The 23717-nt window shown below is 42.5% G+C and carries 23 protein-coding genes and 3 pseudogenes; 20 read left to right on the forward strand and 6 right to left on the reverse strand.

Going from position 1 to position 23717, the window contains the following annotated elements; genetic code table 11:
* Positions 1–13 precede the first annotated feature (13 nt).
* The 20 genes and pseudogenes from AC0VYI_RS04530 to AC0VYI_RS04625 all read left to right on the forward strand — a co-directional run.
* Positions 14–523, forward strand: a complete 510-nt coding sequence (locus AC0VYI_RS04530) for a dihydrofolate reductase (protein WP_475447597.1) — start codon at positions 14–16, stop codon at positions 521–523.
* Positions 524–586: 63 nt separating this feature from the next.
* Positions 587–868, forward strand: a complete 282-nt coding sequence (locus tag AC0VYI_RS04535) for a secondary thiamine-phosphate synthase enzyme YjbQ (RefSeq protein WP_475447599.1) — start codon at positions 587–589, stop codon at positions 866–868.
* Positions 869–997: 129 nt separating this feature from the next.
* On the forward strand, positions 998–2164 hold the full coding sequence (locus AC0VYI_RS04540; RefSeq protein ID WP_475447601.1) for a tyrosine-type recombinase/integrase: 1167 nt from the start codon (positions 998–1000) through the stop codon (positions 2162–2164).
* On the forward strand, positions 2161–4566 hold the full coding sequence (locus tag AC0VYI_RS04545) for a hypothetical protein (RefSeq protein ID WP_475447603.1): 2406 nt from the start codon (positions 2161–2163) through the stop codon (positions 4564–4566). Before AC0VYI_RS04540 ends, AC0VYI_RS04545 begins: the two co-directional genes overlap by 4 nt.
* 9 nt (positions 4567–4575) lie before the next feature.
* Complete coding sequence (locus tag AC0VYI_RS04550) at positions 4576–6669, forward strand: hypothetical protein (RefSeq protein WP_475447605.1); 2094 nt, start codon at positions 4576–4578, stop codon at positions 6667–6669.
* On the forward strand, positions 6669–7343 hold the full coding sequence (locus tag AC0VYI_RS04555) for a hypothetical protein (RefSeq protein WP_475447607.1): 675 nt from the start codon (positions 6669–6671) through the stop codon (positions 7341–7343). The genes AC0VYI_RS04550 and AC0VYI_RS04555 overlap by 1 nt, the downstream gene beginning before the upstream one ends.
* 379 nt (positions 7344–7722) lie before the next feature.
* Positions 7723–8121: a recombinase family protein gene (locus tag AC0VYI_RS04560; RefSeq protein ID WP_475447609.1), complete on the forward strand. Its 399-nt coding sequence runs from the start codon at positions 7723–7725 to the stop codon at positions 8119–8121.
* Positions 8122–8250: 129 nt separating this feature from the next.
* On the forward strand, positions 8251–9783 hold the full coding sequence (gene istA / locus AC0VYI_RS04565) for an IS21 family transposase (protein WP_475443424.1): 1533 nt from the start codon (positions 8251–8253) through the stop codon (positions 9781–9783).
* A 10-nt stretch (positions 9784–9793) separates the two neighbouring features.
* Positions 9794–10516, forward strand: coding sequence for an IS21-like element ISVch3 family helper ATPase IstB (istB, locus tag AC0VYI_RS04570; RefSeq protein WP_475443426.1), 723 nt, complete (start codon positions 9794–9796; stop codon positions 10514–10516).
* Positions 10517–10584: 68 nt separating this feature from the next.
* A complete protein-coding gene (locus AC0VYI_RS04575) occupies positions 10585–10881 on the forward strand; it encodes a helix-turn-helix domain-containing protein (RefSeq protein ID WP_475447611.1) in 297 nt (98 codons plus the stop codon).
* The gene (locus tag AC0VYI_RS04580) at positions 10881–11318 is read left to right on the forward strand and encodes a VPA1267 family protein (protein ID WP_475447613.1); all 438 of its coding nucleotides are present in this window, start codon (positions 10881–10883) and stop codon (positions 11316–11318) included. The genes AC0VYI_RS04575 and AC0VYI_RS04580 overlap by 1 nt, the downstream gene beginning before the upstream one ends.
* Before the next feature lie 158 nt (positions 11319–11476).
* A complete protein-coding gene (locus AC0VYI_RS04585; protein ID WP_475447615.1) occupies positions 11477–13504 on the forward strand; it encodes an AAA family ATPase in 2028 nt (675 codons plus the stop codon).
* Between the two features lie 186 nt (positions 13505–13690).
* The gene (locus AC0VYI_RS04590; RefSeq protein ID WP_475443627.1) at positions 13691–14440 is read left to right on the forward strand and encodes an IS5 family transposase; all 750 of its coding nucleotides are present in this window, start codon (positions 13691–13693) and stop codon (positions 14438–14440) included.
* A 56-nt stretch (positions 14441–14496) separates the two neighbouring features.
* On the forward strand, positions 14497–14868 hold the full coding sequence (locus tag AC0VYI_RS04595; RefSeq protein WP_011979480.1) for a TIR domain-containing protein: 372 nt from the start codon (positions 14497–14499) through the stop codon (positions 14866–14868).
* A gap of 11 nt (positions 14869–14879) precedes the next feature.
* The gene (locus AC0VYI_RS04600) at positions 14880–15854 is read left to right on the forward strand and encodes a caspase family protein (RefSeq protein WP_007145191.1); all 975 of its coding nucleotides are present in this window, start codon (positions 14880–14882) and stop codon (positions 15852–15854) included.
* A gap of 278 nt (positions 15855–16132) precedes the next feature.
* Positions 16133–16366, forward strand: coding sequence for a hypothetical protein (locus AC0VYI_RS04605; RefSeq protein ID WP_475447617.1), 234 nt, complete (start codon positions 16133–16135; stop codon positions 16364–16366).
* Entirely contained in the window at positions 16366–16539 is a 174-nt protein-coding gene (locus AC0VYI_RS04610; RefSeq protein WP_475447619.1) for a transposase, read from the forward strand. Before AC0VYI_RS04605 ends, AC0VYI_RS04610 begins: the two co-directional genes overlap by 1 nt.
* 166 nt (positions 16540–16705) lie before the next feature.
* Positions 16706–17089: pseudogene (locus tag AC0VYI_RS04615) on the forward strand (transposase); the annotation flags it as partial.
* 2 nt (positions 17090–17091) lie between these two features.
* Positions 17092–17235 (forward strand): annotated as a pseudogene (locus AC0VYI_RS04620) (IS5/IS1182 family transposase); the annotation flags it as partial.
* A gap of 119 nt (positions 17236–17354) precedes the next feature.
* Positions 17355–17468, forward strand: a pseudogene (locus tag AC0VYI_RS04625) (IS110-like element ISSpi6 family transposase); the annotation flags it as partial.
* Positions 17469–17726: 258 nt separating this feature from the next.
* Here the strand turns inward: AC0VYI_RS04625 and AC0VYI_RS04630 are convergent.
* The 6 genes from AC0VYI_RS04630 to AC0VYI_RS04655 all read right to left on the reverse strand — a co-directional run bounded on the left by AC0VYI_RS04630 (position 17727) and on the right by AC0VYI_RS04655 (position 23540).
* Positions 17727–18497: an inositol monophosphatase family protein gene (locus tag AC0VYI_RS04630; RefSeq protein ID WP_475447622.1), complete on the reverse strand. Its 771-nt coding sequence runs from the start codon at positions 18495–18497 to the stop codon at positions 17727–17729.
* Between the two features lie 47 nt (positions 18498–18544).
* Positions 18545–19381 (reverse strand): glycerophosphodiester phosphodiesterase family protein, encoded by an 837-nt coding sequence (locus tag AC0VYI_RS04635; RefSeq protein WP_475447624.1) that lies wholly within the window; start codon positions 19379–19381, stop codon positions 18545–18547.
* Between the two features lie 224 nt (positions 19382–19605).
* Positions 19606–20715, reverse strand: a complete 1110-nt coding sequence (locus AC0VYI_RS04640) for an extracellular solute-binding protein (protein WP_475447626.1) — start codon at positions 20713–20715, stop codon at positions 19606–19608.
* Positions 20716–20785: 70 nt separating this feature from the next.
* Positions 20786–21610, reverse strand: a complete 825-nt coding sequence (locus tag AC0VYI_RS04645; protein WP_475447628.1) for an ABC transporter permease — start codon at positions 21608–21610, stop codon at positions 20786–20788.
* Positions 21607–22467: an ABC transporter permease gene (locus tag AC0VYI_RS04650; protein WP_475447630.1), complete on the reverse strand. Its 861-nt coding sequence runs from the start codon at positions 22465–22467 to the stop codon at positions 21607–21609. Before AC0VYI_RS04650 ends, AC0VYI_RS04645 begins: the two co-directional genes overlap by 4 nt.
* Positions 22467–23540 carry an ABC transporter ATP-binding protein gene (locus AC0VYI_RS04655; protein WP_475447632.1) on the reverse strand — a complete coding sequence of 358 codons (1074 nt, stop codon included), beginning with the start codon at positions 23538–23540 and terminating at the stop codon, positions 22467–22469. Before AC0VYI_RS04655 ends, AC0VYI_RS04650 begins: the two co-directional genes overlap by 1 nt.
* Positions 23541–23717: the final 177 nt, after the last annotated feature.

The following is a 23717-nucleotide window of genomic DNA, read 5'->3' on the forward strand; positions in this document are numbered from 1 at the left end:
AAAGGGTGTTTTTATGCTATCACTCATTGTTGCGATGTCGACGAATCGAACCATCGGAATCAATAATGCCTTGCCTTGGCATTTGCCAAACGATTTAAAGTATTTCAAACAAGCCACCATGGGTAAACCCATTGTGATGGGGCGCAAGACATTTGAGTCCATTGGTAAACCTCTGCCGGGTCGTCGCAATATTGTGATTACTCGTGATGAGGCGTTCCAGGCTGATGGCGTAGACGTTGTACACACGTTAGACGATGCTATTTCTTTAGGCGAAGACATTTGTCTTGTGAATGGGCAAGAAGAGGTCATGGTGATTGGTGGCTCGCAAATTTACCAATTGGCGTTGGAGCGTGCCGAGCGTCTTTATGTGACCCATGTGGACGCACAGGTCGAGGGTGATGCCTTTTTTCCAGAGGTGGATTGGCCTTCATTTACACTATTAGCTGAGGAATCTTTTGCAGCAGAAGGCCCCAATCCTTACGATTATCGCTTTTCCGTTTACCAAAGAAGCAGCGCAAGCTAATGGGACTCTTTTGAGCCAAGTCATTAGCTAGTATTAATCGATGTTATAGAATAGAGGCAAACTATGTGGCAACAACGTGAAGTGACGTTACCAGCAAGCCGTCGAGGCTTTCATCTTATTACTGATTATATTGAAAGGGCACTAGATGAATTAGCGCCTGTATCAGTGGGGGTGTTGCATTTGCAGTTGTTGCACACGTCGGCTTCTTTAACGATTAATGAAAATGCCGATCCTTCTGTTCGTCGCGATATGGAACAGCATTTTTCCGTTATGGTGCCGGAAAATCAGCCCTATTATGAACATATTTATGAAGGATCGGATGATATATCTAGGGACTGTATATAAGCAGGTTGGGTAGACACTGGTAAACCGACACTTTGATATAATTCATAAAATATTCATAAAATTATCTATTGTGTGACAAGAGGTGCTGGATGTGCATAATGTGATGATCTGTATCAAATAGGTCTCGCGATGATTGCACGGTTCGTTACGAAGAATATTGAGTTTGACTACGGTGGTCGAAACCTCACGACTACGGTTATTGCCGATGCCGAAACTGCTGTGCTTCATGCAGCAGCTTCATCCTACCTATTGAGTTTGGCGCTTACGCGTAAATCAGAAAACACAATCAAAAAATACGCCTCGCATATTAAGTCGCTAATAAACGAAATGGCGTACGATCCAGATATTTTGGGTTTTGATGACATTACAGATGTAATGATGTCGAATTACCTCGAATTAGTTCTAATGGGTGACCGTGAAAACACTGCCTCGACTATCAATCAAGTAGAGACGAGTCTCACTGGATTCTTTGAGTACCTTAAGGATCAGGGGTTTGCTCAGAAGGGGCACCGTTTCACATACGCATTGACAATGGAAGCGGAGCTTAAACTAGCAAAAACAAAAGGTAAGCAGAATTCTCACGATCCTTTTAAGCTGTCAGAACGCTATATACCGCAAAACCAGTTTGACTTGTTCATGAAGTATGTAGACGGTAAAACCCCATACATAAAGGATCGAAATGAAATTATTATGCGTCTAGCTTATGAGGCTGGATGCCGTCGTCATGAAATCACATGGTTTAAAAATTTTAGCTTGCTTGAAATTGAGGTGGCGATAAAGAAAAGTGAGCGTGATAACCTCAATGAAATTTACCTGAATATATTCGGTAAAGGTCGTAAGATGCGCAAAATATGCATTGAGCCGCCACTTCGACGCAAAATAGAGGAATTTATTCGTCGCTATAAACACCAACTGAACGGTCAATTAATTTGCTCAGCAAGTGGTCAAGAGTTAGCGAGCGACTATGCATCAAAAATATTCATTCGAGCCAAGAAAAAGCTGATCAAGGAAGCATCTCTACAGGACGCAGATCGCTGGGAAAGCAACACTGGCTGGACGTTCCATGCATTCCGTCACTCATACGCTACCAATCTTGGGTTGCGAATAGAAAGTGGTGAAGAGAAGTTGGGACGAAGTTATCTAATGGATCGCTTAGGCCATAATCACCCTCAAACTACGCTTATTTATCTACACTTTGCAGCAGGCTTGTTAGGTCGTTTACGGGAGGCTGATAAGTACGAGGCGGAGATGCGTGCAAAATCCTTTGTTTATGATCGAGAGGAGTTTGCACCATGACTATCGACCAAAAAACGCCTCTAAGTCAGCTTTCGAACAGAGCTGAAAAAGTAAGTAACGTTCAGTTTGCGGTGGATCGTATTGTTTGGAAAAAAGGTGAAATAACCCTTTTTCCAAAGCATTTGTTAATGGATCCTTTCGCTTGTGCTTTGATAAAGTACTTTAATTCAGCGTATTTTCTAAAGAGCGTAAATGAATATCACTCAATCACTCACTATAGGAGAGGTGTGGATCTTTACTTAGAAACCATGTCCTTTAACCAATTTAATGAGACCCCCGTTGATATTATCTATCCGCGAATAGAAGCTTACTTAAAGAAAAAGGTGGAGGATGAAGGGCTTTCCCCCGTATTGGAATATCGTATTTATAACGCTATAAAAAGCCCAGCGCACAAGCTTTCTAAGGTACGAGTAACCACTAGAAGGCAGAAGAACTTACCGCTGCTCAGAAGTATAGAATTTACTGAGAACGAAAGAATATCGTTGGGACAAGCATTTAAAAATGCAACTAAGAAAAAGAACCCCGAAAAAGGTGATAAAGAACTGTCCGCGCTGTCCACTGATATTATTGAACAGTTGGGTCTAAGTTTTTTTGAAGCAAGTGAATTCATGAGTAGCATGCGAGCTTTCAGCGCGTTTTATATTACTGAATGGGGCACTATAAGGGACTCTATCTACGAAAAATTCTCTGCTGATATAGCTCGTCACATTGAAAGGTATGAGCCTGATAAAACTGTCCATATGTCGAATGCTACAATAAAGGGACACAGAAACTCTGGTAGGGATCTATTTAATCCACAGGTGTGTTTTGATATTACGAAGGGTATCGATCATCCATTTTTGACGGAGCGATTTGTTACCGAATATATGGCCGTTAATAGTGGTAAGAAGACCCTGAGTAAAGCTGCAAGAATAATTTGGGACTGGTCTTTAAAGCAGTCTACTTCAAAAGAATACGATTGGCTCAGCGTAATTGAGAAGCAATACACGGGTACGTCACCTCTCGGTGGTCAGAAATTATGCTATGCAACTTCTGATTACACTAAAAAGCTTGGTACACATCTTTTTGAGAATACTTCAGAGGATTATCGAGGGACGCTGTTAAGCGTTTTTCCGACAAAAGAAATTCTCGGCATATCTAAAGCGGAAGAGATCTGCCTGGCCTTTATATTGTCGTCTGATCGCCACCAGCCTTCTAATCTAAAATGGATGACACTCGGTGATATAACTGTTACTGATAATTCGATTTCGACCATTATCGATGTCGACTCTTTTAAACGACGCGCTTCACTTACAAGTGGGCGAGATTACGATGAAATAGTAATTTCTAAACAAGCATTTAATAGTGACGCTGGAGAAACATACAAGAGAAATCAAGCTATTTACAGAGCGATACTTTGTTACCGAAGCCAATTGTTACGGAGTCATTCCTTGGGAATGAGTGAGAAAGGGAAACTAGGCAGAGAGAATGAGCTTTGGGTATTCGATGGAATCAGGTTTAGAGATACCAATAATCAACCAGGAGGTTCCTTACTTGGCAAGTGCTTCAAATTCTTCAGAGGTCACGAAGCTAATTTTGGAATAACCCTGTGCGCAATAGCGGGTACGCTTTCAAATAAGTATGTCTTAGATAGGTGTCCTCAAGCTACCTTTTTCTTGGAAATGGTCTCAAAGATATTTGAGCCAAACCCAACAAAGGATAATCCAGATACAGGTGTTAAGCCTTTATCAATGAACCTTATTTCCAGAGCCGCTGTAAATCTGAAGGCTGCCAAACGCTATTCATCATCGGAGATAGGGCTTAAGGAGAATTCACGTATTGAGGTTGATGATCGGTATAGTGTTTTAGCTACCGAGCGTGACGCGTCACTTGACTTTCATACGCCAAAAACACGGATGCAATATGTTGATAAGCTGCCATCTTACCTTGCTGAATTCGTTGATTTTGGAGCTAGGGTTGGCGACGAGTTTGTGACAATGGCTAAGGAGTTATCACTTTCAAACTGTAATGCGTCAACAGTAATGAGTCTAGCCGAAGTCCGAGAGAAGCTCGGTATTCAAACTACAGCGGAAACTGAAATTTCGCAGTTAAACGAGCTATTTTCAAAGCTAGACTCTGATATCGCTATATTTGATGACCTTGGAATCATTAAAGAAAAGGATCATAAAATAATAATCGTGCGCCATCCGATCATGATTGCAAAAATAAAGAATGAGATAGCTGTAATAGATCAGCAGTTACATCGGCTTGGATATAGTAATTGTGAGCGGGTAAATAAGGCGGTAATGAGGTTTATGTACCTTAATATGGTTCTACATGAGAAATTTACGCCAGCTGAAATAAAGGAGTCTGACGACCTTTATGGAGATGTGGAGTTTCCTTCAACTGATATTCTTATATAGGAACTTGTTATGCTGAACGAAAAAACTATTCTGCCGATTCAAGACTCATATTTGGTTCAAGTTCAAGAAGTAAAGCCCTTTCTGTTTTCTGATAATTGGACTGTGGTTGACGATAGCAACTATGCACAAGATCGCTTCGGAAGAACAATCATCGATGATGACGGTTTACCTGTCTATGTTTCATCGGTGGTTGATTTAAAGGGATGCTATGAAGGAATGCCTACAGAATATGAGTTATCTGTAAAACTCGATTTGTTAAGTCACTATTCTCACAGTGGTGGTCATATATCAGCGAAACCGAGTACGTTTAAAACCAAATTACATCAATATAAAATAATTAAAAGTGGAATGCAGAAAGCTGGATTGCGTTATTTAAAACAGATTAATTATCAAACGCTTGAATCATTATGTATTGAAATGCTAAAACCTCAATCTGAATCAGGCCCTCTAAGTTCAGCTGGTTATAAATATGGAATAATATCTCATAATTCATTGATAAAAGCCTTATCTACTCTAGGTAATATGTCAGTCAATTCTGTGTTGCATGGTTTGGTTGATTATCCGTCCATACAAGTGATACCAGAGGAGTGTATGGGGTTAATCGAAAGAGCAGTTACCGAGCATATTGACTATAAGACTTGGTCAGATCGAGGCACTCATGGAACGATGCCTCTAGAAATTTCGATGGTAATACTCAGTGAGGCGCTTGAATATTTCGAAACGCCTGAACTAAAGCGGATATTGGCCTTGGTACAAGCGGTATCAAAATCTTCTTACGGTGACGAATCTCTTACTAAAGTGGTCATTACTTCATCATTGAGGAGGTTTATAGAAGGGAAATATGACCGAGATGATAAAGGCGTTTTTATTTGGGTTACGCGGTATGTTGCTGGCAATGATAGCACGTTTAAACTGAGAGAAACCAATAATGTTTCGAGGCTTGCTACTATCTATTTTGAACTATGTGATGAGTATAAGGTGGGTTATCACTTTGAAAATAGGTTACAAAGTGTCGAGGATTTGAGTTTAAGAATTAGACATGCTTTCTTTCGAGTTTCTGCGTCTCTATCAGTTCTAACAGGAGTTCGTTGGACTGAATTAGCCTCATTAAAAAATGACGCCTTTGAATTCTCAAGTAATCGCGGTAAGTTCAAGTCGAAAATCAAGAAAACGCAAAATAATTCAGAGACCTACCGTCCCGTTACGATTCATGCTGAGCCAATTGCATGGATAGCGAATGGCCTGTCACAACAGTCGGCGTTTCATGGTGAAGATACGGTTTCTCCTTGGCTTTTAAAAGCGGTTTTGCCTTGGCAAGGACACACAACTGCGATTGATGGCTTATCTTGGGCGGACACTGGTAGCGACAAGTCGATGGGTGGCTTTTATCGTGAACTCCTGTCTGGATTATTAACCGATTATGATTCGCAGGAACACGCCATATCCACTCATCGTTTCAGACATACCTGGGTTGAGTTAGCTATCAGACGATTTGATGGGAATGTTCCAGAGGCTATTCGTAATTATTTTAGACATTGGTATGGGTCATTTATGACCATGGAATACATTCGAGGAAAGATTAAAGCAGACTTGCCTGAGATTAATCGGGATTATATGAGGGAGATTGTTCATCGTATTGCTCAAAATGAAGAGGAGTTTTTTGGGCCAGCAGCTAAATACATGCTGTCTCTTGTCAAAGGTGTTGAAGTGTTAGATCTAGAACATGTTGATGCAATTCTTGATGAATTCGAAATGGTTAAGGTTTACGAGCATTCATATTGCATGATGCCTAAGAAGTTTAAGACTCAGGCAAAGTGCTGGAATAAATCGACACAGACCCCAAATTATGACGACGCTCGATGGGATAACTGCGGTGGTTGCATGGGGCGTTGTACACTCGGTAACGAGGGCTCGGCACATAAAGACACGATATTACGTGTTGGAATGACTGCTCAGGAAATGATCAATACAAATGAATCGTTGGGTTTAAACAACTTGAATGACTTTTGGAAAAAGCAGTTAAAACAGGCTGAGACTGCCCTAATGGAAATGGGTGCTACTAAGGTCGATACTGCTGATGTTACGAAAACAAGAGGTGTTTGATGGGGCTTTTTGATCTTAAACGCTCCATTAAGACTGACACCTATCCTGACTGGGTAGTAAATGATAATGAACGAAAAGTCTTTGATGCAGCCAATAGTCGCATCAAGGAAATAAGTCTTCTTATTGAAAACTCTGTCAAGCCCGTTTCAGCTTCTGATAAGAAAATTAAGAAATCTGTTATCTGTGTGGAATTAGGGTTAAGCGGCTCTTATATCGCCAAGCACAAGCAATTAAATGATTACGTGGATGGACATCAGAGGCAGATTAATCGTCTCTCTGAAGGGCTTAAGAAAACGAAGCAACAGGCAGATGCTAATAAGCAGAGACCTGAAGCCATGAATAAGCCTGAGTTAGTCGCAGAAGTCAAAGCGCTGCGCAAAAAGCTTGACGATAGAAATAGTGAGCTATATGCCGATCAGGTTAAACATCTGCTCGATGCTGGATTAGCTGAGACTCAAGTAGCGGTCAAGACACGTATTAGCAAACTTAATGATGAACTGCGGTCAGCACAGGAACAGTTAGCTAAGGTAAAATCAGTAATGTCTTTGTTGCAAGATGAATTGGTTAAAGCTCACCGTCTAAATAAGTCTAAGAGTGAATCTGTTTTGACGTTGATTGAAAGCACCAATGATCCCTTAGAAGTAGCCCAGATAATTCAGGCTAGTAGGAAGTAATTCGGTCTAACCAATAAACCAAACAGAATGCCTTTTTCTAGCACAAAAAAGCCACTCACTGTAGTGGCTTCATGTGCAAGGCAGTTTGAGAGGTCTGCATTGCAACCCTTCGGGTTTAACTTAGATAAAACTAAACCTAATGCCGATATTCAAGAATGTCAACATTATGACGCTAACCTCAGTCTAGCCTTTCAAAGCCAACCTATTTTTACAATCTCAAAACCTATCCAATCCCAAAGAAAAACCAAAATACTCACCCAGATCGTTAGAGGGTGCACTTTTTATTTGTTTTTAAAAAGTACATGTACTTATTTATTTTATTTGATAATAGTACATACTCAACTCATAATGTACTAAAGTTGTAACTTTGGTACATCTAATGTCTCATCTAGTTGGTTACGCTCGTGTAAGCACAATTGTTCAAGATCTAAGCTCTCAAGTCACTGCTCTAGAGAACGCAGGGTGTCAGAAAATATTCTCAGGAAAATACAGCGGTAACTCAAAAGATAACGATGCTCAGCTTCAATCTCTGATTGATTATGTACGCGATGACGATGTCGTTGTTGTAACGAGGCTAGACAGGCTTGGGCGTTCCCTAAAAGCTATTTTAAGAACCATCGATAAAATTCATGAAAAGAATGCCTCCCTCAAAACACTGGATGGCGCTTTAGATACTTTGCATATTTCGGAGCATTCCGAACAGCCATTTCGGAATGAACCGAACACCTATTTCGGTTTAATCCGAACGCACATTCCGCGATTATCCGAACACTTTTAGGCGAACTCCGAAATCAGCGTTCGGAATAGCGAAAAGCCCGTTCGGAATGTCCGAAATCCTAATTTTTTCTCTTTTAAATCAATCACTCGCTATTCTTTATCTCTCAAATCAGAAGGTAAGGAAGCGACCATGGCTAAAAAGAGAACTCCAATGAAAAAAATCAAAGAGATATTACGACTCAAATACGACTGCGGTCTGTCCTATCGTCATATCGCTAGTTGCCTCAATGTCAGCCTTGCAACTGTCTCAGAACTTATCGCGCGCTTTAAGCAAAGTCAGATAGGTTGGCCCCTCCCAGAAGACTGTAGCGATACCGATCTCAATCAAGCGCTTTATCACTCAAAGAAAGCCAGTCGTCATAAAGTCATGCCGGACTTCGTTCAGTACGCTGTCGAACTCAGGCGTAAAGGCATGACGAAGATGCTGCTCTGGCAGGAATATCATGAACAATATCAAGAGCAAGCTTACGCTTACACTCAGTTCTGCGAGTACTTCATTCGCTGGTTCAAAACCCAAAAGCGCAGCATGCGTCAGCTTCATGTGGCGGGGGATAAGCTGTTTATTGACTATTGTGGACCTAGGCTTCAGGTGGTCAACCCTGACACAGGCGAAGTGCGAGAAGCGGAAGTGTTCGTGGCGACCTTAGGTGCGTCCAATTACACTTATGTTGAAGCCTTCCCAAGCCAAGGTAAATCCTATTGGCTAGAAGCCCATGCCAATGCGTTCGAACACTTCGGCGGTGTTCCCCAACTTTTAGTCCCCGATAATCTGCGCAGCGCGGTCACCAAAGCGAACCGCTATGAGCCAAGGCTTAATGACAGCTATCAAAAACTGGCGAATCATTATCAAACCGCGGTGATGCCAGCTCGCCCTTACAAACCAAAAGACAAAGCCAAGGCTGAAAATGCCGTGCTCCTAGTGGAACGTTGGATCATGATGCGATTGCGTCACCAAACCTTCCATACCTTCAAAGAACTGAACCTAGCCATCCGCGAACTTATGAATGAGCTAAATCAGCGAGAGATGAAACAGTACGGTGCGAGTCGCCAAGCATTGTTCAACAAACTCGATAAGCCAGCGTTAAAACCATTGCCCAAACAGCGTTATCTGTATACCGAAACCAAACGCGCCAAAGTTGGGCCGGACTATCACATCGAATATCGCCGCCATTATTACTCCGTTCCCCATCAACTGGTCGGCCATCATGTTGAACTGGAAGCCTCTAATCGTCTAGTGCAGATCTACCACCAAGGTAACTTGGTGGCTCAGCACCCACGCAGTCAAAGGGAGCGCGGAAACAGCACACAACCCGAGCACATGCCAAGTCATCATCAATATCAAAAGTGGTCACCTGGGCGCTTGCTCAACTGGGGAGCGAACATAGGACCAGCGACCCGAGAAGTCATTAACAAAATGCTCCACTCCAAGCCTCATCCAGAGCAATCCTATCGTTCCAGTCTGGGGTTGCTCAATCTGAGTAAAGTGCATGGAGAGTCGCGTTTAGAGCAAGCCTGTAACGATGCCTTGATGCTAACAAAACCTAACTACACCTTCATCAGTAACTTGCTTAAAAACAACCGCGAAGGACAACTGGATAAAGGCAAAACGAGCACACCTAACCTTGTTCATAGCAATGTCCGTGGCCCGAACTGTTATCACTAGGAGAAGATAAATGAACGCACTCGACGAGAAACTAAAAACCCTCCGCTTGAGCCATGCAGCGAAAGCACTAGAGCAGCAACAAGAGCAACTGACCACCTACGCAGAACTGAACTTCGAGGAACGGTTAAGTCTGCTTCTAGAAAGTGAGATATTGAATCGTAACCAGACCAAAATCCAACGCTTAAAACGACAAGCCAAGCTAAGAATGGACGCACAACCGAGTCAACTTATCTATAAAGAAAGGCGAAACCTTAACCGAAAACAAATGAGCGAATTACTCACTGGCAGCTACCTACACAAACATCAGAACATCTTGATAACAGGCCCAACGGGCGCAGGCAAAACCTATCTAGGCTGTGCACTGGCAACCAGTGCCTGCGATCAACAACACACCGTTAGGTACTATCGATTAACTCGCTTGCTTGATGACCTAAGTGCAGGTCGTCTCGATGGCAGCTATCAAAAACAGCTTCAGTCTCTGGCTAAAAAAACCTTACTGATCCTCGACGACTGGGGGATGGAAAAACTGACTCAAGAGCACTCAGGTCATCTGCTGGAAGTGCTTGAGGATCGTTACCAAAACAGCAGCACCATCGTCATCAGTCAACTTCCTGTAAAAGAGTGGTACAGCATGATCGACAACGCCACTGTAGCAGACGCCCTAATGGATCGATTGGTACACAATAGTCATCGAATAGAATTAGGAGGTGAGTCAATGAGAAAACTGGCGTAATCCGAACAGTTAGAGTAAAAATAAGGAAAGAGAAAAAAAGTAGGTTCAGGTGTTCGGAATAAACCGAAATGAGCGTTCGCAATCACCGAAATACGCATACTTCTCAGCGCACGGCTCTATCACAAGCAATGGTTTCACTCATTGGGGTTTTCGCCCAATTAGAACGTGACTTAATCTTTGATAGAACAAGCGAAGGTCGAGCTGTCGCCATACAAGCAGGTCTGCATATGGGAAGGCCTCCTAAAATCAGCGCGAACGAAAGAAAGCAGATACGTAAGCGTCTCAAATCTGAGAGCGTTTCTAAACTGTCACGAGAATTCGAGGTAAGCAGGCAGACTATCATGCGCATAAGGGACGAGAAGTAATGGCTAACGGGCAGCAAAAAGCACAGCAAAATGTCGACTCCTTTGAGATTTGGAAAGCTACTCAATCGGACGATGATTTTCTTCAAATTGCTCACCGAGGTCATTTAAAGCGTAGCGAAGTTGCGAAGGCTATTGGTTGTGGAAAGTCGGCACTGACACAGAACCCTATTCTAAGAGAAAGCCTTGAGAAACTTGAGACTGAGTTAAGGGCTCGTGGTGTGTTGCCGCAATTGACAGCTGAGTCTGAAACAGCGAAGTCTAACCCAAAAGAATACGATGCTAGCCAAGCCTCTAGGCAACTGGAGTCTAGAAAGTTATCTCAATTAGAGGCTGAAAACATCGAACTTAAAGCCAAGGTTAGAGCATTAGAGTCTCGCCTGGAACGCTTCGGTGAGTTGTCTGAAACTCTGTCTGAGATGGGGTTCATGCCTCGATGAATAATGCCATTCAGGAAGACCACGTTAGGATAACTAGCATTCCGTACAGTTCTTCTAGTCTAGTTATCTTCACCGGTGTACCACTGGAAAAAAATTCGTATAAAACCACTAGCGGTAAATATTACGTCACTATCAAAGCAAATCCTGAATCAATCCCAGTGCAACCGGCAATTGGGCAGTATTGGACTGTCAAAGGCGCACGACGCATTGAGAAAGTGGTAACAGGCGATTACGTAATGCTACAGCATATCTATGAAGTACCAGATTATGTTGAATGTACTCTGCCAGAGTCAGGTGAACAGCTAATACAGTTCATCGCCAAAGAAAAAGCGTTTAGAGGGATTGGAGAGGTTAAGGCCAGAGCTCTATGGGCGTTGCTAGGCAACTCTTTCCACTCAACCCTGCAAACTGACACACTTGAAGCCAGAAATCGCCTTAAAGGGGTTTTGAGTGAGGATTCTATTGATGCGCTTTACGAAGGGTATGAGAAATATAAAAATCTCAAACATACCAACTGGATGACGCTGCGTGGTATTCCAGCTTCAATTCAACAACGACTGCTCAAGTTCCATGATGACAAATCTGTGGATGCAATACAGGATAACCCTTATTTGCTTTGTGGATTCGGAATGTCTTTTGATGCTGTTGAAAGCCTTATTAAAAATTGGACTTTTGAAATTGCGGCTGATGATCAGAGACGACTTAGTGCAGCTCTAGAATTTGCTCTACGAAAGCAAGTAGAAAAAGGACATACCTATACTAAGCGAGAAGACTTAGTACCTGCATTGAACAAATTGCTGAGGAATAATGAGCTAGTCGCAAGCGCCTGCAAAGCAGGACACGATAAAGCTCAATTTCTGCTGAATAATGACACTCTGACGTATCATCCAACCGCTCAGCTATTAATGGAATCTACCGTTGCCAAACGTCTGTTAACAATGGCTGACATTGACGGTTTGTATGGCCGAAAAACCAGTCAAGCCTATCGTGCGGCCCTTAAAGAATTACCTTATGATCTGACGTCCAAGCAAAAAGAAGCAGTGGGAACATGCTTAGATAATGCTGTAGCCTGTATAACCGGAGGGGCTGGAACAGGTAAGACGACAGTGCTCAGAACCGCGCTTAGAGCCTTTAGTTTAATGGGTTATGCCATCCATGCCGTTGCACTAAGTGGCCGAGCTGCAATGCGTCTACATGAGTCTATAGGCTTCACTACGATGACTATTGCTGGCTTTTTGAGAAACCCACCATTGGACAGCACAGGTAGCGATAAAAACCTATTGGTGATTGATGAAGCAAGCATGGTTGATTTACCGACCATGTATCGGATTGTTACGCATATACACCCATCTGTACGGATCGTATTAACGGGTGACCCAGATCAACTGCCGCCTATTGGATGCGGAAAAGTATTGGCTGATATCGTTCTCTCAAAACGAATAGCAAACACCATGCTGGATATTGTGAAACGTCAGGAAGGAAGTACCGGAATCCCTGAGTACTCAAAACTCATTAATCAGGGGGAGATTCCACCGAAACTTTCTACCGCCGCTATATACTTCCATGAGGCTAATAGAAGCGATATAACTGATAGGTGTTGCCTTCTGTACCGTGAAAGCCCTGAGAATAGTCGTATTATTGCGCCTACCAGAAACATGGTCTCTGAGATAAATAACAAGGTTCAATCGGCAGTAAATAGCAATGGCGAAATGCTTAGATTCACTATGTACTCTGAAGAATTCTTCTTAAATCTACGACTGAATGATGCCGTTTTGTTTACGAAGAACCTTTATCACAGAGGCATCCAGAATGGCAGCCTTGGCGTTCTTAGTGGCGTTGAGCCAGAACAGGATGACTCAGATGAGTTGGCTGAAACATACTTTGGTGATGTGACACTTGATACCGGTGACAGAATACAAATCACACAGGACGTCTTGGATTGTATGGAACTGGGTTACGCTATTACCCTACATAAGGCCCAAGGCTCACAGTTTCCACGAGTGATCATTGCATTGAGTAAAGGCAGAATCGTCGATCGTGCATGGCTTTATACAGCCATTACCCGTGCAGAGAGTGAAATTCACATAGTAGGAAGTCAGGAAGATTTCATTGCTATTACCGCAGCCACTAGTAATGCAAGTCGAAGGAATAGTTATCTTGAAAAACTATTATCGGTGTACGATTAAGATATTGAACATCTTACCTTGCTCCTTTTGGCTAGTTCACCAAACACTAACGTGCTCTTAAATTTGAAAGAGCACGTCACTTTAAAACGATTTTAACTAGGGGCTGTTGATCTTTGTCTGAATTGTGAGCGAAGAAGGTAATCTCGTATAATTTACTTCGCCAAAAACAAATACAACGAGATTACCATGCCCCGATTAATGCTCACTGATGAGATGTGGTCGAAGCTAAAAGCTATTCTGCTTGAAGATAGAGTCTATAACAAGCGAGAGCATCGATACACGATGGAAGGCATTCTTTATCGGTTGCGTGTCGGCTGCCCTTGGCGAGATTTACCAGACTATTTTGGCTTATGGAATACGGTTTACCGTCGTTTTTTACTGTGGTCCAGAAAAGGAATTTTACTCAGGCTATTCAAATCCTTATCGGCCAATAAGGATACGGAATGGGAGTTTCTTGATGGCAGCTATATAAAAGCGCATCAACACAGCTCGGGCGCATCCTCTGAGGAAAATCAAGCGATTGGGCTGAGTCGTGGCGGTAATACAAGCAAAATCCACCTTGCTGTAGACAGTTATGGTTTACCAATAGAGTTCATAATCACAGGCGGAGAAGTTCATGATAGTAAAGTGGCCAATGACCTTATTGAGGTCTTGCCACAAGGAGATTTCATCATTGCGGACAAAGGTTATGACAGTGAAGCGATTCGCGAGAAAGTTCGTCAATGCGGCTCGACTCCAGTCATTCCTAGAAAGCAAAATTCGAAAAAAGGAAACGCCGATATAGATTGGTGTTTATACAAATATCGGCATTTAGTTGAAAATGCGTTTGCTCGGCTCAAACATTTTAGAGCGATAGCCACGCGTTATGATAAGTTGAAAATTCATTTTGAAAGCATGTTAGCGTTAGCTTGCTCGATCATTTGGCTGCCAATGTGAAAGATCAACAGCCCCTAAGAACACACTAAATTATCAATAAAATGGAGAACTGATATATGGCTACTAAAAAAACGATATTTATAGCTTTTGCGATTGAAGACGAGAGACAGCGGGATTTTTTAAAGGGTCAATCGTTAAATACCAACTCCCCTTTTGAATATATCGATATGTCTGTAAAAGAAGCTTACGACACTGATTGGAAGGCCAAAGTAAGAACTCGCATTAAAAGGTCTGACGGTGTCATTGCACTTATTAGCAATAACTCATTGAAGTCAAGTGGTCAGAAGTGGGAAATAGCTTGCGCAAAAGAAGAAGGCAAAAAAGTTTTGGGAGTTTGGGCATACACGGATGACAGGACAAATGTAGAAGGTGTCAAAACTGTTGTTTGGACCTGGGATGCCATTAAAAATTTCATAGACAGTTTATAAAGGACGAAATTATGAGGATCGCTTTGATAGTGGGTGTTAACCATTACGAGCATGGGGGTCACCTATATGGATGTGTGAATGACGCGCATTCCGTAAAAGCAATTTTGGAAAGACACGATGGCGGTTCTGTGAATTTTGATTGCCGATTGCTGACAGGAACAGGACCTAGCGAGACAGTTAAACGTGGTGATTTAAAAGACCAAATTACTGAATTATTTAAAGCAGATGCAGATATTGCTTTGTTCTATTTTGCTGGGCACGGTCATATTGAGGCTACAGGAGGTTATTTATTAACATCGGATGCTGCAAGAGGCGATGAAGGTGTTTCACTTACGGAAATACTGACAATTGCAAACAACTCCCCAGCCAAAAACAAACTAATTATACTTGATAGTTGTCACTCAGGAATTGCTGGGACACCTCCTGAAGCTGGACAACTAGCGTCGCTTGCCGAAGGTGTGACAGTTTTAACAGCTTCAACTAAAGACCAGTACGCGACAGAGCAAAATGGACGTGGAGTTTTTACCACGTTGTTGGTTGATGCACTAAGCGGTAGTGCAGCCAACTTAACAGGCGACATTACCCCAGGGAGTATTTATGCTCATATTGATCAATCTCTTGGGGCATGGGAACAACGCCCTGTTTTCAAAACAAACGTGAAGCAATTTGTGTCGTTAAGAAAATCCTCCCCTTCTATATCCATTGAGGATTTAAGAAAGATTACAACATTGTTCCCCACTCCTGGATATTCATTTCCTCTTGATCCTACGTTTGAACCTGAAATGAAAGGTAGGGATGAAGGAATGCCAAACCCAGTTGAAGAAAACACAAGAATATTTTCTGTACTTCAGAAATATAACCGATTAAACCTCCTTGTGCCTGACGGAGCGGATCATATGTGGAATGCTGCGATGGAAAGTAAATCGTGCAGGCTAACCGCTCTTGGTGAACACTATAGAAGGTTGGTTGAAAAGAATCGAATCTAATTACAATCGTCACATTTCCAACCAATATACAGGTTGTTTATTAGTGCTAATTCGCAGGGATTCCAACCAAACAGTGATTAGTTTGAGCTATGTAATAATTGTTATCTAAGGTTGAATTCCAACCCTAGAATGCAAATAGCCTAAAAAACAAGCCGCAAGGGGGGCTGGTGTAATGGTATCGTCAAAAATCAAACTAACTCCCCCAAATGCTAAGAATGATGCTAACAGATGATGGTTGGACATTGCTATCAAGAATTATGTCCCTAAGGAACCTCTGATTGGATCGTTCAAATACGGCAAAATGTCGCAATCCAATTTTCACAAGAGCTTACGTTGATGAAGCTGCAAAGTTTTGCCTCGCTGAGTTACACCGTCAAAAATGCAAGACTCTCAGAGAATTATTCCTCAAACAAATGGAACAGGCTGTTCCTTGGTTCCGCTTTGAAGCGATTATAGAACCTCATTATCCCAAGCCTGGAAAACGCGGTGGTCAACCGATTGGTTTGCCGTGATGTTACGCATCTACCTGATGCAGCAATGGTTCAACCTGTCTGATCCGATGATGAAAGACACTTTATACGAAATCGAATCAATGCGTCGCTGTGCTGGGCAGAAATTGTGTGAAGACCTGCTGCCGGACGAGAGTACGATTTGTAAGTTTCGCCGTTTGCTAGAAGAGGCATAGCCTGACGGAACAGTTGTTTGAGGCCGTCAAAAAGCATTTGCAAGCTCAGGGCTTGCAAATGTCAAAAGGTAGTAGGTGGATGCCACGTTGATTGAAGTCTCCTCTTCAACAGAATGCAGACAAAGCCAGAGATCCTGATATGCACTAAACTCGTAAGGGTAATCAGTGGTATTTCGGGGTGAAGATCCACGAGGGAACCGACGTCAATGATGGCAGTTCCCATTCCGTGACCGTAATGGCAGCCAATGAATCGGACATAGGTCAATTATCTCAACTTCTGAGGGAGGGTGACGAAGTCATCTTCGGTGATGCAGGCTACACCAATGATAGTGACAAGCTCGGGTGCTCGGTATGCATTGGAAAGCAAGTGACAAGCGCAAAGCCGGACGCGGAAACCTCAGTAGCAAGCGACGCAAGCAGAACCGACAGCAATCGCAAATCCGAGCACGAGTTGACTCCAAAAAAAGAGACGGTTGGCGAGGATTATTACAAAAAGCAGTTACCTATGTGGCTTAGAGGATTAGAAGTGACTCAATCAGAGGTTCCCTAATGTGTCTATATCGTTATCGTCAATTAGTCGAAAATGCGTTTCTAAAAACCAAGAAGTACCGCACCATTGCGACATGGTACGATAAATTAGCTAGGAATTACCAACGTATCGTCGCATTAGCATTTGCGCTGATGTGGATTGATTGAAATATGTACATAAAAGATCAACACACTATAATCGAAGGAAGAAAAAAACGTGGTCTTGGTCGCAATGCTGTTCACTTAAGCATTTACTTTTAGGGAAATCTTACGAACAAGTAAGGCAACGCGCGAAAAAGCCCTTTAACGTTGCCGTGGTGTCGCTGGCGAATAAGTTGGCACGAATAGTGTGCTCTGTGTTGAAAACACAGCGAGCGTTTGAAATACGAGTTTGCAGATGATAAAGAAGATGACAGAGCGGTCAGACCACTAGATTGAAGACCTGACATAAAAAAACAGCAGAAAATGCTATCGTTTTTTGAGGACAATCTAGCGCGGATCTCATCGTAGAGCGAGGCGAAGCCTAATAACGACTCCGAATACATTAGCACAAACCAACCTCGTTATCGAAAATATCATTTGCAATAACGAGGCGGACCATACATTTATTATCAATAAAAATAAAAGGCTTTGGTGGGGGCGAAATAATACACTTTTTATTAAGATATTTTGCCGATGGTTGATGATAACAAAGTCACTAACTCTGGTTTCCCGCAGGCAAATTTTAGTTTTTGTTCTAAATTGAAATGATCCCAATCAATGGTCGTATGGTGGCCTAGCGCTGCCAGTATGGCCATTGCTGCCATTATGTCCCAGCTGCTATCGCCATAACCTATGTAGCCATCCAATTCGCCAGTAGCGACTTTTATTAAGGAAATGGTGGCTGATCCATCGTGGCGAAACACCAGTTCGGCGTCCTCAAAGAGGCAGCGAAGCAGGGTAAGCTTTTCCGTGGACTTTATGCTTGAGCTGATCCCCACACCCACGCAGCCTCGGTCTTTTTGGTAAGTAAGGCGTGTTTTAATCGGTACTGCGTTTAAGGTCACCGGATAATCTTGTCCACCAGTAACTAGTTGGTCTCGGATTGGGGCATATATGGCGCCATAAATCGGCTTATCATTGGCATAAAGACCAATGGAGATAGCCCAGTCTACACTGCCTCTGACAAAGTTAAAGGTGCCATCAATAGGATCAATGACCCAAATACGTCCAGACTGTCCCGTTTCAGTATTGCCTTCTTCGCCAAAGAAACCATCGTCAGGGTAAGCGGCCATAAGCCGCTTAAGGATAAAGGCTTCGACTTCTTTGTCTGCTTGAGTGACAAGATCAAACTTGCCTTTCTCTTCAACGGTTAGCGAAGCATTTTTATGAAAGTAGTCCATTGCCAGTGAACCAGCGGCGCGGATTATATCGTCAATAATAGCCTTCATGTCTTTTCCTTGGGATTGTAAGGTACACTGGGGTAAGTGTTTAAGGATTATCTATTTACATAAGAACGTAGATCGAGCCATTTTTTAAGCATTTCAGGAAGGTCGGTTTGGATGGCACCGACACCTGCATTGATCAGTGAACCCCAAATTTTTTCAGGGTCAACTTCTGCCTCAGTATCACTGAAAGCCAGTGGAAAGCTCAGATCCAGTGTATTAACCCAAATACGGCAATCCATTTTTTCTAATAAAGGCGCGGCGTGGCATAATTCTTCTATATCGTGAAAAGCAAGCTCAATCATAAAAGGGCGCTCTGCTGCAATTCTTTCTAGGTCTGTAATGAGTTGACCTTGTTGAGAACGCAGCATAGGCATGTGCTTAACGGTGCTTGTTAATGAATCCCATCCGCCATTTGATGGATAATATCGAGATTTAACAATGGCGGTGTCTTGCATTTTCAGTTGTTCTACTTCTTGTATTATCTCGGGTAGGTCTTCTGGATGTTTTGCATCGATATTCACCATAATTTTACCTTTTGCGTAGGCTAATAACTCAGACAGCAAGGGTAAAGAATGATCACTAAGGGGGTTCTTGTCGCCACCATTAGCGTGTTTTAGGCGTAGTTTTTTTATTTGTTCTAAGGACAATTGGGAAACGAGACCTGTCCCATTGGTGGTTCTTTCTAGGGTGTCATCATGGATGACGATGAACTCGCCCGTGGCGCATTTTTGTGTGTCGATTTCAACAATGTCTGTGCCTGATTGTATTGCTTGCTCAATGGCCAGTATTGAATTTTCAGGTGCATTTTTCCACGCCCCTCGGTGAGCAATGATCATAACCTGAGTGTTGCTACGGGAAAAATCTAATAATGTGTTAGTCTGCGTCATTTGTTTACCTTGTTTATATGTCATGTGTTGATAAATTTAGAGATCGGTGTAGACGGTGCTGCCAATGCGTTGTTAAAAACGAGCGGAAAAAGCGCATTGATAATGATGAATGCGCTGTTTCGTCTATGGCTTTTCCTTTCCTACGCTGATTTGCCTCGCTCCAAGGCTTCTAGGGGCATAAAGTGCCCACTACCAGAGAGACCCTTTTGAGTGCCTTAGATTGATTAATGGAGAGAGACCTTGCTGATAAACGTATTTATCATGGCATCTCGTAGCCGCTGATTACCCCAATTAGTGCTTCTGTTGCGTTCTTCTGGTGAGATCAATGAGTGGCTAGAATCAGCGTCTATGTTTTCAGGTGCCGTGCCGAATGTTTGATTAAATTTTGTTTGTGTTGGCGCACTAGTGAGCCAACTAATAAAGAGAAGTGCCGCTGCAGGATGCTGAGCATTTTTAGGAATGACAACGACGTTTCCGCCTCCTGGCATTCCCATTTTAGGTATGTAAAATTTGATGTTTTTTGATACATCGCCTTTATTTTGTAAGCGAGCTAAGAGATCTTCCCACGTTGGAACCAAGGCAAATTCCCCACCGTTTAATCGCGTCAAGCTGTCTGCATTGGACGCGGTGATCACGTATTCGCTTTTACGCGCATTAAACCAATTCCAAGCAGGTTGTAGTTGATTCATTGTCGCTTGGGTGGGTTTAGCGGTTTGATAATTGATGTTGGTGACCAGGTTCTGCGCAATGGATTCAATAAATCCGGGCCCTGAGCCACCTCTTACTGTATTAAAACCGAATAAATCAGGTTTTTTAGAGAAATAAGCACTGAAGTCCGCAACCGTTTGCGGTAGTGCTTTTTTACTAATGAAGGCGGGATTGTAAGCGATACCCGTTTGATTGCCCCAGTAAGCAACGGCGTACCCTTTGGAATCAACACCTTCCATTTTGTATTTTAATTGATTGCTATTAGGTAACATTGTATTAAGTGGGCCAATTAAGGTTTTGTGTGTGTTGATCTTAGAGATGTCTCCGCCACCAACAGAGAGTACGTCGATATCGCCTTTTTTACGGCTTGAGTCCGCAAGGAATTTATGGATATTCGCATCGCGGCTACCATCAGGCACAATGACCTTAATTCCATAGGTTTTTTCGAAGCTTTTGACTGTTTGGCGAAAATCATCTTGACGAAACCAGTTGTACCAAACAACCGTGCCTTCACTTTTTGCTTGAGATACCACTTGCTTCCATGACATGGACGATAAGTCTGTTGCGTTCGCTGCTGGCACAGCACTAACAGAAGCGAGCACAAGGGATAATAGTAACGATTTCATATATTATTTCCTTTTATATTCATAAGTTAATCAGTTGGGTTAAGAGGTTTAGTGAATAGCACATAGCACATTATCCTTTGCCGGTTATTGCGGCAGCATTTTGTCCTCTAAGAAAGCGCTCCATGAGCAACATCAAAAAGACATTAGGCACAACAAGGATGAGGGACACCACGGCGGCATTTGAGCGAATGAAGTTATAGCCGAGGTAAGAATAAAGAATCGTTGGAATCGTAGTGAAATCAGGTGATCCTATAATAAAAGTTAAAGAGAATTCTTCGAGGCTTAAAATGAAAATCATGATGAAGCTAGCAATGAGTCCTGGTCTTAAAATGGGTAAATAGGCATGTCGAAACACACTGATGGTATTGCCCCCCAGATCTTTTGCCGCGTCAATAATGTCTTGACGAATCAATGAAAATGACACTGAAAGAACTCGAATCGCATAAGGAATGAATAGCATGGTATGGCCAATCAATATGCCTAGAAAGCGTGAATAAATTCCCAATTCATTGAGTAACGATGAAAAAAACAAGGCAATCACAAAACCGGGAACCACCAGAGGTAGTATGGAAAGAGCTTGTGCTGTGGCTTTGCCTGGAAACTCTAAACGTCCAAACGCATAGGCAGTAGGTAACGCAAGCAATATCGAACAGACGGCGACCGTGGGAGCTAGGGTATAGCTATTCATCATTGCAACGGGCAATGATGTGGTCGTCCATACTTCACCCCATCTACGCAATGATAAGACGGGAGGTAGTACATTGGGATAAGACCAAGAGTGGCCTGGATCGACTAAAGACCATAGCATCGCTAATGAAAATGGTAGGACGAGCGAAAATAAAGACAAGCCGATAATCAGTACGATTAACAGTTGATTCGTTCGAAAAATTTTCATTGTTTTGCCCCCCATTTGACGGCTTGGTTGGTGATGAAAGAGAGCAGTAAGGCGCCGATTAGTGAGGTCAATATAATTAAAATGGCGACGGTGGCTGATAGGTTCCAGCCTTGTTGTGAGGTATCTTGTATGCGAACCATAAATTGCGACAGAGAGTTAACGCTGGTTGGTCCTGCAATGGCTTGAAACGAATAATCTCCTACGGCGTGAATAAAAATGATGATCAAAGAGGCCTGCAAGGCTCGTAACGTCAAAGGAAGTATGACCTTTGTAAATCGTGCCCGACTGTCTGCACCTAAGTCCCGCGCCGCATCAATAATGTCATTGCCGATGGCTTTAACGGCATCACTTAAAAGCAGTAATGCATAAGGAATTTGTTTCCAAACTTGTAGAATCACGACACCAATGCCATAAGGGTCGTTCTGCATGCGGATGGGGCGACTGGCAAACCCAAGGTGGACAATAATTTGATTTAAAAAACCATTGAACGAAATAAAATTGATGTATAGAAAAGCGGCGACAAGGCCTGGTACTAGCAGCGGTGCTTTAAGTAAACTAGAAACAAAGAAAGAACCATAAAATGGCTCTCTTAACCATAATGCCAATGTATAGGCAACGCTGACGGCGATAAGAGAACTCAAAATGGACACTTTTAATGAGTAAAAAAAGGCACGCCATAATTCTGTTTTTGCGAAAATTTCATGCCAAAAGTGCAAGGTAAATTTGCTATCGCCTGCAAAATTGAAGTAGCCAACAGATTGTGAAACGGCCATTAATACGATGATGGTAATAAAGGTTAGTGTGAGTCCTAATCCAGGTAAAAGTAACACATAGGCCATTATTGTATTTTTTGACATCACTGACGCTCCTCTGCCAAAAATCGAATTTTATTAGCAGGCACATGGAGATGGGCTTGTTCTCCTTCAACGGCTGGCTGAAAACCAAGGCATTGAGCTCGAATGGTTAATTTGTTGTTCGCAGAGAGTAGAAATTCTGTCAGGTTACCAAGAAAGGTTTTGGCGAGGATATTTAGCGTGATGGTATTGGAGTCTAGATTGTCGTTTGGTACGCTGAAACTCATGTCTTCTGGTCGCCAGAATACATAAGTCTTTTTCGCAATGGGTTTGCTATTGGTTTCTACTTGTAATTCCCCTAGCCTCGTTTGTATTCGATACGTATTTTTATCAGTTTGTTCAAGTACCGTTGCGGTTAAGATATTAGCGGCTCCAATAAAATCGGCCACAAAACGGTTGATGGGGGAATGATAAATCTCCTGAGGTGTCCCGATTTGCTGTATCGCACCTTGATTCATGACCACGACTAGATCTGACATCGCTAAAGCTTCAGCTTGGTCATGGGTCACATAAATGGCTGTAAAGTTTTGTTTTTTCTGTAATTGCCTTATTTCAAAACGCACCGTGTCGCGTAATTTTGCATCCAAATTAGACAAAGGCTCGTCAAATAAAATGACACCAGGTTGAATCGCTAAGGCTCTTCCGAGGGCGACGCGTTGTTGTTGGCCGCCAGACAGGGCGGGTGGTCGCTTTTCCAATTGTGATGTTAGGGACATTTGAGTCGCGACTTCTTTAAGAAGCGCTTCTTGTCCGCTTTTGGGTAATTTTTTTTGTTTCGGACCAAACAGTAAGTTGTTTGCCACACTAAGATGCGGAAACAAGGCATAAGATTGGAAACACATGGCGGTGTCTCTTTTTTCTGGCGGTAGGTTGTGAGTGTCTTTGCCGCCAATAAGTATTTTTCCTGAAGAAAGGGAAGTGAAGCCAGCAATGGTTTTTAGCAAAGTCGTTTTGCCACAGCCTGATGGCCCAAGCAAGGTGACAAAATTGCCGCTTTCGATCGTTAACGTTATACCTCGTAAGGCTTCAAAGTCGCCAAATTTCACTTTAACTGAGTCAATAAATACACTCGTCATAACATTTTTCTCATATAAATACGATTCATTACTCTTAGCTTGTTTGCCAAGAACCAATTTATACACTTATAGCGTAATAATAAGGCAATATTATTACAAAAAAAGTTTATTATTTATCTTTAGTTGTCCCTGAAAAACACTTAACCTATTGAAAAAATGTATTTTATATAATGCTAA

The sequence above is a fragment of the Marinomonas sp. 63XJN7_9_ISO-PGPR-S23-217 genome, assembly GCF_056173515.1.